This window comes from Methyloligella solikamskensis (genome assembly GCF_042676065.1).
In the GTDB taxonomy this organism is placed as follows: domain Bacteria; phylum Pseudomonadota; class Alphaproteobacteria; order Rhizobiales; family Methyloligellaceae; genus Methyloligella; species Methyloligella solikamskensis.
In genome coordinates this window covers 209,130-222,666 of sequence record NZ_JBHTJO010000001.1, presented here as the reverse complement: position 1 = coordinate 222,666, position 13,537 = coordinate 209,130, and the positions used below count along the sequence as shown (strand labels likewise).

General features: G+C 64.0%; 8 protein-coding genes and 1 tRNA gene. 5 read left to right on the top strand and 4 right to left on the bottom strand.

What is annotated here, in order from left to right:
• Nucleotides 1-2 precede the first annotated feature (2 nt).
• Both ACFQ2F_RS01075 and ACFQ2F_RS01070 read left to right on the top strand, forming a co-directional pair.
• Nucleotides 3-1,439, top strand: coding sequence for a COG4223 family protein (locus ACFQ2F_RS01075; protein ID WP_379084424.1), 1,437 nt, complete (start codon nucleotides 3-5; stop codon nucleotides 1,437-1,439).
• 33 nt (nucleotides 1,440-1,472) lie between these two features.
• Nucleotides 1,473-3,299 carry a heme biosynthesis protein HemY gene (locus ACFQ2F_RS01070; protein WP_379084422.1) on the top strand — a complete coding sequence of 609 codons (1,827 nt, stop codon included), beginning with the start codon at nucleotides 1,473-1,475 and terminating at the stop codon, nucleotides 3,297-3,299.
• A 14-nt stretch (nucleotides 3,300-3,313) separates the two neighbouring features.
• Here the strand turns inward: ACFQ2F_RS01070 and ACFQ2F_RS01065 are convergent, their stop codons facing one another.
• Nucleotides 3,314-4,054, bottom strand: coding sequence for a DUF4336 domain-containing protein (locus ACFQ2F_RS01065; protein WP_379084419.1), 741 nt, complete (start codon nucleotides 4,052-4,054; stop codon nucleotides 3,314-3,316).
• A gap of 128 nt (nucleotides 4,055-4,182) precedes the next feature.
• Between ACFQ2F_RS01065 and ACFQ2F_RS01060 the strand changes: the two genes are divergently transcribed.
• A tRNA-Thr gene (locus ACFQ2F_RS01060) sits at nucleotides 4,183-4,258 on the top strand.
• Between the two features lie 321 nt (nucleotides 4,259-4,579).
• Nucleotides 4,580-8,176, top strand: coding sequence for an autotransporter outer membrane beta-barrel domain-containing protein (locus tag ACFQ2F_RS01055; protein WP_379084416.1), 3,597 nt, complete (start codon nucleotides 4,580-4,582; stop codon nucleotides 8,174-8,176).
• Between the two features lie 12 nt (nucleotides 8,177-8,188).
• Here ACFQ2F_RS01055 and ACFQ2F_RS01050 read toward each other — a convergent pair whose 3' ends face one another.
• On the bottom strand, nucleotides 8,189-9,067 hold the full coding sequence (locus ACFQ2F_RS01050) for a diacylglycerol/lipid kinase family protein (RefSeq protein ID WP_379084413.1): 879 nt from the start codon (nucleotides 9,065-9,067) through the stop codon (nucleotides 8,189-8,191).
• Between the two features lie 48 nt (nucleotides 9,068-9,115).
• Nucleotides 9,116-9,877, bottom strand: coding sequence for an extensin-like domain-containing protein (locus tag ACFQ2F_RS01045; RefSeq protein ID WP_379084410.1), 762 nt, complete (start codon nucleotides 9,875-9,877; stop codon nucleotides 9,116-9,118).
• Nucleotides 9,878-9,985: 108 nt separating this feature from the next.
• Between ACFQ2F_RS01045 and ACFQ2F_RS01040 the strand changes: the two genes are divergently transcribed.
• A complete protein-coding gene (locus tag ACFQ2F_RS01040; protein ID WP_379084407.1) occupies nucleotides 9,986-10,927 on the top strand; it encodes an NAD(P)/FAD-dependent oxidoreductase in 942 nt (313 codons plus the stop codon).
• 15 nt (nucleotides 10,928-10,942) lie between these two features.
• Here ACFQ2F_RS01040 and ligD read toward each other — a convergent pair whose 3' ends face one another.
• A complete protein-coding gene (ligD, locus tag ACFQ2F_RS01035) occupies nucleotides 10,943-13,531 on the bottom strand; it encodes a DNA ligase D (RefSeq protein WP_379084404.1) in 2,589 nt (862 codons plus the stop codon).
• Between the last annotated feature and the right edge of the window lie 6 nt (nucleotides 13,532-13,537).

Below are 13,537 nucleotides of genomic sequence, written 5' to 3'. Positions count from 1 at the left end.
TTATGGCCGATCCTTTTGGCGACAAGAACAAGGACGCAGACGCCGACAAGCGTCCCACGCAGACCATAGAAGGCACTGCGGAAGAGGTGCCGTCCGAAAACGAGAGTGCCGAAACCCAGTCCGCCGGGACCGAGCAGGACTCCGCCGCGTCTGAAGAGATGCCCGAGACGGAAGCGTCCTCCGCCGAAAGCAGCGATAGCGCCTCGGATGAAGCTTCTTCAGACGAAGGCGACGGCTCTTCAGAAGAATCGCAGACAGACGAGGATGAGGCAGTTGCCGCGCCGCCTCCGGCCCGCTCCGGTGGCGGTTTCCTCAGCCATGTCTTTGCCGGCGTGATCGGCGGCGTCATTGGCGTCGTCGCGCTCTTTCTCGCCGTGACCTACTACCCCTCCCTCGTGACGAAGACCACGCCCGAGCTGGAAGCGCGGCTCGACGCCCTGGAGAGCCGGAATCCTGACGCCGAGGTTTCTCAGGACGATCTCTTCAGCCTGCAAGATCGCGTGGCCAAGCTGGAATCCACCATCGATTCCATGGCCGATCAGGCCAAGAACGGCGGCTCCGTGGCCGATGCCGCCGCCGTGAGCCAGCAGATCGGCGAGGCCGAGAAGCGCCTGGAGAGCAAGATCGACCAGCGCCTGGCCGACCTCCCAAAGGCCGAAAGCCAGGCCTCTGATAGCAGCGCTGCCGATGCTCAGAAGATCGCGAGCCTCTCTCAGGAGATGGACAGCCTGAAGAGCGAGGTCGCAAGCCTGTCTCAGGCTCAAGCGAAAGAGAATGCCGGCAATACTGTCGACGAATCCGATCTGGAGGCGGTGAAGGAGCGCGTCTCCAAGCTCGAGACCGAGCTGCCGAATATTTCTTCCGCGGTGGAGAAGACCAGCAACGAGGCCCGCAGCGCCGCGCTGACAGCCTCCCTTGCCGATCTGCGCACCGCCGTCCTGAGCGGCGGTCCCTACGAGGCGGAGCTGGACGACTTCAAAGGCATTGCGCCGGCCAGCACGGGTCTTTCGCCGCTTCCAGCCCATGCCGCTGACGGTATCGCGACCATGCCCGAACTCATCACCGCGTTTGAGCCCGCTCGGGATAATGCGCTCTCCACCGAGGTCGAGCCGGCGGAGGAAGGCTTCTTCGATACGCTTTTGTCGAGCGCCAGCTCCGTGGTGACCGTGCGCCGTCTCGACGGGGCCGGCAAAGGGGACAGCACCGAGGCCATTCTGACCCGGGCCCGCAGCGCCCTTGACGAAGGCGATCTCGACAAGGCCATCGATGAGGTCGAAAGCCTGAAGCCTGAGCCGAAGGACGCCATGGAAGACTGGCTTGCCGCCGCCAAGGCGCGGACCGGCGCCCAGGCGACCCTGAAGCGCCTCGCTGCCAACGACCTCGCCCAATCCTCAGACGCATCTCCTCAAGCGGACGCGCCCGCCGCGTCCGGCCTTTGATCTCATGATCTCGCTCTCAATGATCCTGCTCCTATGATCCGTGTCCTCGTCTTTATCGTTGTCATCGCGCTGGCCGCCCTCGGCCTCGCTTGGCTCGCCGACCAGCCGGGCACCATCGAGCTGCAATGGTTCGGCTATCAGATCGAGACCACCGCCTTTGTCGGTGTCCTCGGTGTGGTCATCGCCACCGTGCTGCTCATCGCGATCTGGGGGCTCTTCTCCTTCCTGATCACCCGGCCGGGCGCCATTGCAGCCCGCATGAAGCAGCGCCGCCGCCGCCACGGCTTCGAGGCGCTGACCGGCGGTCTGCTCGCCATCGGCATCGGCGACCGCGCCGGCGCGGAGCACAATGCCGCCACCGCCCGCCGCCTGCTTCCCAACGAGCCGCTCACCGCGCTGCTGCGCGCCCAGACCGCGCAGCTCAAGGAAGACCGGGAATCCGCCCGCCGTGCCTTCGAAGCCATGCTCGACAATCCCGACACGGAGCTGCTCGGCTTGCGCGGTCTGTTCCTGGAGGCCAAGCGCCGCAACGATCCGGAGGCCGCCCGCCAATTCGTTGAGCAGGCCGTGGAGCGCAATCCGAACCTCGCCTGGAGCGTCAATGCCCTGTTCGATCTCCAGACCAGGAGTGGCGATTGGGAGGGTGCGCTCGGCACCCTCGCCATCGCCCGCAAGCACGATCACATCGATGCCAAGGAGGCGCTGCGCCGCCGCGCCGTCCTGCTCACGGCGGAGGCGGACGAGCTGGAATCCGTCGAGCCCGATCAGGCCCTCTCCCTTGCCACCGAAGCCCAGCGTCTCGCGCCGGATCTGATCCCGGCCGCCGAGATCGCCGGCCGCATCCTCGCCTCTAAGGGCGAGACCAAGCGGGCCGGCAAGGTCATCTCCAAGACCTGGAAGCTGGCGCCCCACCCGGATCTGGCACTGGTCTACGCTTATGCCGATCCGGGCGCGCCGCCCAAGGAGCGGCTGAAGCGGGTGAAATATCTCACCACCTATAATCCGGAAGGCATCGAGGCGCCGCTCGCCATCGCAAATGCCGCCATCGAGGCCCAGGAATGGGAAGAGGCGCGGCTTTGCCTTCAGCCGTATCTCGACGATCGCCCATCGGCGCGCATCTGCGCCCTCATGGCCCGCATCGAGGCGGGCGAGTTCGGCGACCGGGGCCGCGAGCGCGAATGGCTGGCGCGCGCCATGCGGGCGCCCCGCGACCGGGCCTGGGTGGCCGACGGCTATATCTCCGACCGCTGGATGCCCGTTTCGCCGGTCACCGGCGAGGTCGATGCGTTCGAGTGGAAGCAGCCGGTCGACGCCATCGGCAAGGTCGACGAGAGCTTCGTGATCGAGGAACGGCCTGAGCCCATGGAAGAGCCGGAGCCGGTCGAAGAGCCCATGCCGGCGCCGCTCCCGGTCGATGATCCCCAAGAGCCGCAAGCATCTGAAGGACCGCAAGCGTCGGAGGAACCTGAAGAGCCCCACGCCGAGATCCTGCCGCCGGAACACAAGGCCAAGGCCCCGGAAGAGGTCGGGCCCATGACCCAGCCCGTGGTCACTCCGCCGCCGCCCACCGAGGAAGAGCTGCGCGCAGAGGAAGAGGAGCGGCAGAAGAAGGAGACGGCCCAGCCCGATCCCGACGAGCCAGCCCCCATCGTGGCCCAATGGGCCGGGGAGGACGACGGCGGGCCTACAGAGCCGCCGGAGCGCGAGTTGCCCAAGCAGGGCATGGCCGACGCGAACGCCCGAACCTCAGGCGAGGCACCCGACTATGTCCCGTCCCGCCCGCCCGACGACCCCGGCATCGGCGAAGACGAGGATGAGGAATCCGATCTGGAGCGCTATCGCCGCGCCCATATCCGCTAGCGTTCGGCTCGGCCCTAAAGCACCCAGCGAAACGCCCGCCTCAGCTCCTTGACGGCATCCATGTCGTAGCAGCGCCCATGAGCGATCACGATCTGCTCCGGCGCCCAGGCGATCATCTGCTCCACGGCCTTCCGCACCTCTTTGCGATAACGCAGGAAGCTGAGCTGCATGTCGTAAGGCGCTTTTCCGTCCGGGTCCGCAGCCCCGAAGGTCTTGAGCAGCCAGCGATACAGCTTCGAGCGCACCCGCTCCGGCTCGAAATTCTCGATAAGATCCGTCAGCACGAGCGTCCGCGACGCGTGATGGAAGAAATCCGCCTCGGTGATCAGATCGCCGGGCACCAGCACCTGCTCGATATGGCCGTCCCAGGCGTCCGGCGCGGTCTCGCCGAGCACATGATCCACGCGTACCTGCCGCTTGGCGGATTTCTCCAACCCCGGCACAGCCCAGACCTGTGCTTCTGGAAAGAGGTCGGCCCAGTCCGGCACCCACCAATAATGGATCGTGTTGGGCGCGATGAGATGGCGGACCGCGCCCAAACCGCGGATCTCGTCCAGCAGTCCGTCTTCCGGCTTGGTCGGAGAATGGACCCATAAGGTCCGGTCCGGAAACCGCACCACGGTCATCCGCGTCGGGAAGGGCAGCTTCATCCCGAGATAGCCGAACTCGATCTCTGGCCCGTCGACGATCCAGATATCGGGCCCGAAGGGCTTCAGACGGTTCAGGGGCAGGTAGGGTGCGTAGGATTCGGTCATGAGCTCCCCTATAGCATTTGAGCGCGGGAGGACCGCCTCCCGCCTTGCATCCGCCCCACATTGGCAGTAATGACGGGCGCACCACCCCCTCGAGGGTACGCCGCCTCCATGACGAGGCGCCGAATTAAGCCGCCTTAGCTCAGTTGGTAGAGCACATCATTCGTAATGATGGGGTCGCGTGTTCGAGTCACGCAGGCGGCACCACCGTCTTTCCCGCACGACCAATCCGCCGCGCAACTTTCCACCGCTCCTGTGGATAAGCGCCCCTACCCTTAGGATTGTGTGGATTACCGGCACATCGTCACACGCGCACTCCCGTTCATTGATAGCGTCGCCGCTCCATCTCCGCCATCAGGGAGGCGGGTGAGAGGAAACGACTAAGCGTATCGGTCGGCGGTCATTTTATGTTCGGTCCGCCGCCGCGTATTTTTGGGAGCGGGGGGAATGCGCAACGTGCGGGGGGCGCTCGGCTCCGGCCGTCTGAATTGGACGGCTGGAATTATTTTTTCATTTGCAGTCTTGGCGATGTGTCAGCTCGGTGTCCCAGCGCCGGCCCGGGCCAACACCATCATCTTCATCGACGACTCCATCGATATCGAGATCGCCAGCCGCTTCAACGCGCGGAAGCGCTACACCACGTTGAACGGCTCGATTTTCAACATCGGCCCGGTCCACAGCCTGAGCCGCGTCATCCTGAATGGAAGCATCTCCCCGGTCACCCTGTTCTCGCGCCAGAGGATCTTCCACCAGCAGGGCACGCTCCAAGACAACGACGTCGTCGTCATCAACCGCGGCTCCATCGACCCCGCCGTCGGCATCAACGCCCAGATCACCAATCAGCTCAACCTCCAGTTCTTCAGCTTCGCCGACGACGAGAATGTCGATCTCGGCATCGCCACCGTCAGCCTCGGGCAACAGCTGACCCATTATCAGGACCATCTGCTGGCCAACGCCGTGGTCGTTCGCAGCAGCGGCCCCATCACCGCCGGCCGGACGGGTATTGCGGCTGGCATCGCTAACCGCAACTTCTCCCGCTTCTTCACCGATGCGGAGAACACCAACAGACATGCCGGTGTGCTGACCGTCGACCTGTCGCAAAACGTCACCGTGCGCCAGCGCTCGCGCATCCTGAACATGCTCTCCGTGCGCAACAGCGGTAACATCGACGCCGGGACGACCGGCATCCAGGCGGAGATCCTCAACAACAACATCGCCTATTTCCGGAACCGGTCCGTCGCGGAGAATGTGAGCGTCGGTGTCATCGGGCGCGATCTGAGCCAGTCTCTGACCCGGACCAACCGAACCGCCATCGACAGCGCTATCGCCATCGAAAACAGCGGCAATGTCGAAGCCGGCCGGATCGGCATTGGCGCAGCCATCGAGACCGAGAACCTGCCGGAGCTGCGCAACACGACCTACGACCGGAACTACAACGACGAGGATCTGAGCCGGAACATCGTGCAGCGGCTGAATATCGGCCAGGAGCACGATATCAGCGGTGAGATCGATATCGACAACACCGGCGCGGTGCGGGGATCTTCCGTGGCCCTCGCCGCGGAAATCGTAAACAGCGATATCGACTTGATCGAGAATACCTTCCAGACGGCGCATATCAACCAGAGTCTCGGCAATGCCGGCCGCTCCCTGTCCCAGAGCCTGGCCTACGACCAGGCGAACGTGATCGAGAACACCGCAGTCGTGACCAACACCGGTGCGCTGACCTCAGGCAGCGGCTACGGCATCGGCGTGGATATCGAGAACAGCGACTTTACCCTGGTGCAGAACAGCACCGATCAGACGAACGAGAACACGGGCACCGTCGGCGTCAACCTCACCCAATCGTCCTCGTCCGACCAATTCAACGGCATCTCCAATCTGGTTCAGGTGGACAATGGAGGGACCATCAACGCCGGGCGCGCAGGTATCGCGGTCGTGGTTGAGAACGACGGGATCTATCTGTCCAACGTCGCCGATATCGAGAACGACAACAGCGGCGCGTCCGTCGGTGGAAACCTCACCCAATCCATCGACCTCGAACAGTCCAACGTGATCGAGAGCAGGGTCGAGATCGTCAACCGGGCCAAGATCAACTCAGACCAGGTCGGCATCGCGGCGGAAATCGAGAACGGCGGCATCCGGCTCGAAAACGATGCGACCGTGACCTTGGGCAACGCCGGCTCCGTGTCGGGCAGCGCCACCCAGTCCGCCAACGTGTCCCAGACCAACAGGGTGACCAGCGAAATCGCCATCCAGAACAGCGGCGATGTTCGAGGACGCACCCGGGGCATCTTGGCCACCATCGAGGCCCCGACCCTGGCCGTCTCCAACACGGTCACCCCGAGCACCTCGGTCTCCGGCGCCACGGTGACCACCAGCGCAAGCAATGTGGTCGAAGCCAGCATCGACATCGAGAACACCGGCGCAATCTCCGCCGGCAACATGTTCGCCATCGAAACAGATGGAGCCGCCACGACCATCTACAACCACGGCGGCGGCACCATCAGCGGCTTCGTCGAACTGAGCGACCTAGCCGACCGCTTCGAGAACGGCCCGGGGGGCACCTTCTTCGCTCGCCGCACCAGCGATTTCGGCGCCGGCAACGACATATTCGTCAACCAGTCGGGCGGCGTGGTGCAGGCCGCACGGGACAGGACCTCCCGGGAAGAGACCAGCCTGATCAATCTCGATCGTGTCGTGAACCGGGGCGAGATCACGGTGATCGACGGCGGCACCGGCGACACCCTGACGATCTCCGCCGATGCGGGAAGGGGCGGCACCACCTATACCGGCCGGGGCCGTGCCACGCTGGGCATGGACGTCTTCCTGCGCGACGACGGCTCGAGCCGCGACATCGTCATGATCGAAGGCAACGTGAAGGGCCGCACCCAGCTCGTCGTCAACAACACCAACCTCAATTCCGGCATCTATAACCCGGACGGCATCCCGATCATCTTCGCCACCGGCGAGACGCCGGATGCCCTGGGCTTTCACATGGACCAGCCGGTGGATGCGGGCTTCTTCGACTACGATCTGTTCTTCGTGCCCACGGGCTCCGGCTTTTGGGAATTGAAGAGCTTTGCCGGCGGCGGGGCGCGCATGCTGCCCCAGCTGATGACGGCCGCCCAGGACACGTTCCACATCACCAACGAGACCTGGTTCGACCGGAGCGCGGACTTACGCGTTCTGCTGCATCGCCAGAAACAGGCACCTGCCCCGGCAAGCCAGGCTTATGGTCAGGGCTATGGCTATGAGGCGGCCGAGGCCGGCGCCGGCCAGTCCTTCGTCCCCGCCTTCTGGGTGAAGGGCGGCGGCGCCTGGATGGAGCAGGAGGACCGCGACACGGCCCGCGCCTATGGCCGCACCTACAACTACAATCTGAACCGCGATCTGGATGTCGCCGACATGCAGACCGGTCTCGATTTCGGCACCGAGAATGTGCTCACCGACGACGACATGCTCGTCTTCGGTATTCTCGGCGGCGTGGCGCTGGGCGAGCTCGACTACGACGTGATCGTGCGGGAGTTCGACCTCAAGGGCGGCGAGTTCGGCGTCTACGCCACCTATCTGAAAGGCAATCTCTTCGTCGATACCCTGCTGAAAGGGCAGTATCTGTCCTTCGACGCCAATGGCGCGCGGGGCTATCCCGACAGCTTCGACAGCATCAGCTGGGGCGGGCGCACCGATATGGGCTATCGCTTCGGCGGCTATTCGCAAGGCCTCTTCGTCGAGCCCCTGGCCACCATCGCCGTGGCCTGGACGGATCTTGAGAACCTCTCCAACGGCGGAAACTACGTCAGCTTCGAAGACAATGAGAGTATTCGCGGCCGGCTGGGCATGCGGCTCGGCACCACCTTCGAAGTCTGGGAGACGACGACCATCGAGCCCTTCGTCATCGGCAGCTATTGGAAAGACTTCACCGACAGCAACCGGACGACCCTCGATTCGCCGGGCCGCAGTTATGTCTTCTACGATGAAGTTGCCGACGGCTGGGGCGAAGTCTCGACGGGCTTCAATCTCTTCAATCCCGACGCCAACACCGCTCTGTTCGCCAAGACTGACTTCATCTTTGGCGACGGTGTGGAAGGCGTGGCCGGCCGGGCGGGTGTCCGGGTGAACTGGTAGGCGCGCTGCGGGCTAGTTGGGTAGGTTTGGGATGAGGACCTGAAAAGGCTCGTCTTCCAGGCTGATGCGGATGATCTGGGCCTTCTCCGGCTCGAACCAGACATTATCGTCCCGCCGCAGGATGCCGCCTTCGGTGACCACCGAAACGCGTCGGCCCTGCGTCCGCTTCAGGGGCATGGGGCCTTCCGGTTCATCTTGTTCCAGCCAGCGCGTCATCGCCACGCGATCGGCCACCGGCAGATAGACGATATCCAGAATCCCGTCGCCAGGCTTGGCGTCCGAGCTCAGCATGAGAGCGGGGCCGGTGCTGCCGATATTGATCACCTCGACGAACAGGAAATCGCCGACGATCTTGTCGCCGTCGACATCGATCTCGAACCGTTCGGGTCTGCCTGCGACGATGGCATCGCGCAGCATGGCCCGGGCATCGGCGAGTTCGTCTTCCCGTGTCTCGCCTTCGGCACTGCCGTCCAGATGCTTGGCAAACGCACCGAAGCCGATTCCCTCCAGGAAGCGCTTCTCGCCCCAGGGGCCCGTCGCGATGCCGATGTTCAGCGGCTTCGTCGGCGCACCCGACAGATGCTTGGCATGGATTTCCGGGGCACCTTCGATACCGAGGGAGCCGGCGATGTTATTCGCCGTGCCGGCGGGCAGAATGGCGATTGGAACGGAGCGGTCCGGCGCGCGCGCAAGCACCTTGGAGACGGTCCCATCTCCGCCGGCAATGACGATCAGATCGGTTTCTTCCGTCTTGATCGCCTCCTTGTACTCGTCTTCGTCGGTGGAGAAATAAGCCGGCTCATAGCCTGACGCCCGCAAGCCATCGCAGATCAGGGCCTTCGGATCGTCGCCGTCGCCGGACGTCGGGTTATGCATAAGCAGAGCACGCATCTCAGGCCGAACTCCGGCCGGAGAGCTGCAGTTCCGGCACTCCCGGAGTTATTGCGCGAAGGAGAGGGGATTGATGGGCTCGCGGCCGGTCGGGGCCACGGCCATGGGCGTCTGCGGCGCGTAGCGCAGATCGGGGATCTTCTGCTTCCGCGGACGGCAATAGTTGCTGCCGTTGTCGCCGTTGCTGATCAGCAGATCCATATGGATGTGGTCGCTGTGATGCCGGTCGCCGCCCGGTCCCAGCACCGTGTGAAACATATCGCAGGCGCCGTTATAGACCTCGCGGAGGAAGGCGCGCTGGGCAGGCGTCCCGCGGCTCCAGTCGCCCTTTACGGAGATCGTATTGCCATCGGCCAGCGTGAACCCGCCGACATCCAGCGCGTTACCAAAGGCGTGCTCCGACGCTTTTGCGCCTCGCACGCCGTTGCGAGACCGGCAGCTATAGGATGCCATCTGGTCGAGCTCGACCACCGGTTGGCGGAACCAGCGATTGGCCGCCGGCTGCACCACCTTGTAAAGCCACTCATCCACCTTGACCGTCACCGGACAGTTCATGGTGGCCGCGGGCTCCATCTTGACCCGGCCGCCCTGTAGCGCCGAGACCTTCAAAGGACTGTCCATGCCGCACGCGCCACCGCCCTTCACGCGGCTGACTTTTTGGATATAGGGAGATCGCTGCACCACACCGGCCGACATGCATCGCGCCTCGCCCTTGCTGCGCCACTCACCGCGGCTTGCGCCGAACGGATTCATGGAGCAGCCGGCCAGGATCGCCCCGATACCGAGCAAGAGAAGTGCGACCGTCGTCACCGCGGTCTTGTGTGTAGCGCCACCCGTCATGCCGCTAAAATGCGCGAGATTCAGTGAATAAATTTTCAATGCTGAAGCGCCGCAATCTCTAAGCGGGAGTAAAGAAAAATGCCGGATTGGGACGCAGTGATCATCGGGGGAGGGCCGGCAGGGCTCAGCGCCGCGATCTATCTGGGCCGCTTTCGCCGCAAGGCCCTCGTGATCGACGATGGCACGGGCCGCGCGGAGCGCATTCCAAAGACCCATAACCATCCGGGCTTCCCCGGCGGCATTGAGGGCGACAAGCTCGTTGCGCGAATCCGGGAACAGGCGGCGGACTACGGCGCTCAGTTCCTGAAGGCTCGCGTCACCGATCTGGAGCGGGGGGCGGACGGCTTCGTACTCGAGACGTCCGAAGGAGAAATCCGCGCGCCCTTCGTCATTCTCGCCTCAGGCTCCAAGGACAACGATCCCGATTTGCCCGGTGTGGAAGGCGCTGTGGATCGCGGGCTCATCCGGCTTTGCCCGGTCTGCGATGCCTACGAGGTGATCGGCAAGCGCATCGGCATTCTCGGCAAGGGGCCGAAAGGCGTCCGGGAAGCCCAGTTCCTGACCACCTATTCCGAGGACGTCACCCTGATCCATCTCGACCCCGACAATCCGCTCTCGGCGGACGACCGGGCCGCGCTGAAGCAGGACGGCATCGAGCTGATGGAATCCGTAATCGACCAGGTTCATATCGAGAACGATACCATTGAAGCTCTGGGCATCGCCGGCGAGGAGCATCGCTTCGATGTGATCTACGGCGCGCTGGGACTTACGCCCCGGAGCGAGCTCGCTCACAGGGCGGGTGCGGCCACCAACGACGATGCTTGCATGCAGGTGAACCGCCATATGGAGACCAGCGTCGCAGGGCTTTATGCGGCAGGCGATCTTGTGCTTGGCCTGAACCAGATCTCCATTGCCCAGGCCGAGGGCGCCTTGGCCGCGACCGACATCCATAACAAGCTGCGGGCGCGCGAGCGGGACGATGGAAGGACGCGCGAGCCGCTGCCCGACGAACCGACATAGCCGTCTCGTCCGGGCCTACTCGAGCCCCAAGTCTTTCTTCGCCTTCTTGGTGATGGACTGGCGCGTTTTGAAGAAGCCCTCCCAAGGATCGCCTTTCAGTGAAGCCAGCCGCTTCGGCAGGGTCTCCACCGTATAGGGGGAAGGCGTCTTCAGCCCCCCGAGCTCGTCCCAACGTAGAGGGCAGGCAACCGGCGCGCCTTCCCGGGCCCGGGTGGAGAAATTGACGATCGCCGAGCCGCCCCGCTGATTGCGCAGATAATCGACGAAGATCTTTCCCTTGCGGGCGCGCTTGGACATGTTGGCCGTGTAGCGGTCGCCCCGCGCGGTCACCAGCGCATCGGCCACCGCCTTGGCAAATTCCTTCACCTCATCCCAGCCGGACCGCGCCGTGATCGGCGCCACCACATGCAGCCCCTTGCCGCCGGTGGATTTCAGGAAGCTCGTGAGGCCCAGATCCGCCAGGAAGTCCCGGGTCTCGATGGCCGCCGCTTTCAGGGTCTCCAAATCGAGCCCCTCATCCGGGTCGAGGTCGAAGACCAGACGGTCGGGCTTATCCAGTTTCTTGATGGAGACGCCCCAATCGTGGATCTCCAGCACGCCGATCTGCACCAGGCTGAACAGCCCCGCCGCGTCGTCGATATAGAGATATTTCTTCTTCGTCTCGCCGCCGGGGATCGCGATTTCTTTGATCGTTTTGCTCATTCCCTTCATGGCGTGGCGCTGGAAAAAGCATTCCTGCGTGCGGCCTTCCGGACAGCGCACCAGGCTGATCGGCCGATTCACCACATAAGGCAGCATCGCCTCGGCCACGGTCTCGTAATACTCGGCGATGTCCCGCTTGGTGAGATCCTGCTGCGGGAACAGCACCCGGTCCGGACTGGTGAGCGTCACCCCCGCAAACTCATCTTGCGGCTTGCCACCCTTCTTCTGGATGGTTTTCGCCGGCGGCTCACTCGGTTTCTCGGCCATCTCGCCGACCTCCTTCTCCGGCGGATCGCGGGTCACGTCTTCGGCCGGCTTGTCCTCTCGCAAACCCTGGAAGCTTGGATGGCGCAAACGCCCATCCTTGGTCCATTCCGTAAAGGCGATCTCGCAGACGAGCTTCGGGGTCAGCCAAACCGCGTCGCGCTTGTCGGCTGAGGGCACCTCGGCGAAGGGCGGGGTCTTCCGGGTCAGCTTCTCGAACTTGGCCGCCAGCCGCTTCATGTCGCCGGTGTTGAAGCCGGTGCCGACCTTGCCCGCGAAGACGAAGTTGCCGTCCTGGTAGGTGCCCAGCAAAAGCGATGCGAACGGGCGTCCTTGCGCGCTCGACTTCGAATACCCGCCGATCACGAACTCCGCCCGGCGCCCGCATTTGACCTTCAGCCAGGTCTTGCTGCGGCCCGACTTGTAGGGCGCGTTCGCCCGTTTGGAGATGATGCCTTCAAGTTCCGTCCGGCAGGCCTGGCCGAAGAACGCCTCGCCCTGACCGCGAATATGGTCGGAATAGATCAGCCGGTCGGGCAGCTTCTTTTTGGTGAAGAGCGCCTGCAGCTTTTCCTTCCGCTCGGCCAGAGGCTCCTTCTTCAGGTCCTTGCCGTCGAGTTCCAGGAGATCGAATGCGTAGTAGCGGATCGCCGGATTGTCCGTATCGATATGCTCCTGCAGAGATTTGAAATCCGTCAGCCCGTTCTCCAGCACGAACGCCGCCTCGCCGTCGATCAGCGCTTCCTTGCAAGGTAGCTTGGTCAGCGCCTTGGCGATGGCGGGGAACCGCACCGTCCAGTCCAGTCCGCTGCGGCTGTAAAGCGTGACCCGGTCGCCTTCTTTGCGTGCCTGGATGCGGTAGCCGTCGAACTTCACCTCATGCAGCCAGTCGTCGCCTTCCGGCACCTCGTCGTCGAGGGCCGCAAGCTGCGGTGAGATGAATTCCGGCGCTGTCGCCTTGCGGCTGGGCGGGGGCGGCTTGCCGTGCCAGCGCTTCTTGCCGGCCTTGCTCGCGCCCGGCTTCTTGGATTTGTCGGAAGACCAGACCGCGCTCTCGCCGGTCCGGATCTGATCCATGTCGCGGCCGCTCTCCACGCTGGTCTCGTAGTCTTGCGTCGGCTCGCTGCCGTCCTCGGCATACTTGTCCGACGCCTTGATCAGCAGCCAGTTCTCGCGTTTGCCCCCGCGCTTGTCCTTCTTCATGCGGACCAGATGCCACTCGCCTTTTAGGCGTGTCCCATGGAGGATAAAATCGAGATGGCCTTTCTCCAGGCCCTTATGAGGATCGCCCACCGGCTCCCAGGTGCCTCGGTCCCACAGCATGACCGGGCCGCCGCCATATTCGCCCTTGGGGATCACGCCTTCGAACGTGCCGTAGGCGAGCGGGTGGTCCTCGGTGCGGACCGCGAGGCGCTTTTGCGAGGTGTCGAAGCTCGGCCCCTTGGTCACGGCCCAGCTCTTCAGCACACCGTCCAGCTCCAGCCGGAAATCGAAATGGGTGCGGGTCGCGGCATGCTTCTGGATGACGAAGCTATTGCCGGATTTCTTGTTGCGCTTCGCCTTCGGCTCCGGCGTCTTGTCGAAATCCCGCCGCGACCGGTACTCGGCGAGAAGGTCCTGATCGTCGAGGCTCGCCATGGCGGA

Coding starts and splice junctions, on each gene's coding strand:
- ACFQ2F_RS01075 (WP_379084424.1), top strand. CDS start 3: ATGGCCGATCCTTTTGGCGACAAGAACAAGGACGCAGACGCCGACAAG.
- ACFQ2F_RS01040 (WP_379084407.1), top strand. CDS start 9,986: ATGCCGGATTGGGACGCAGTGATCATCGGGGGAGGGCCGGCAGGGCTC.
- ACFQ2F_RS01050 (WP_379084413.1), bottom strand. CDS start 9,067: ATGCGTGCTCTGCTTATGCATAACCCGACGTCCGGCGACGGCGACGAT.
- ACFQ2F_RS01065 (WP_379084419.1), bottom strand. CDS start 4,054: ATGACCGAATCCTACGCACCCTACCTGCCCCTGAACCGTCTGAAGCCC.
- ACFQ2F_RS01055 (WP_379084416.1), top strand. CDS start 4,580: ATGTGTCAGCTCGGTGTCCCAGCGCCGGCCCGGGCCAACACCATCATC.
- ACFQ2F_RS01070 (WP_379084422.1), top strand. CDS start 1,473: ATGATCCGTGTCCTCGTCTTTATCGTTGTCATCGCGCTGGCCGCCCTC.
- ligD (WP_379084404.1), bottom strand. CDS start 13,531: ATGGCGAGCCTCGACGATCAGGACCTTCTCGCCGAGTACCGGTCGCGG.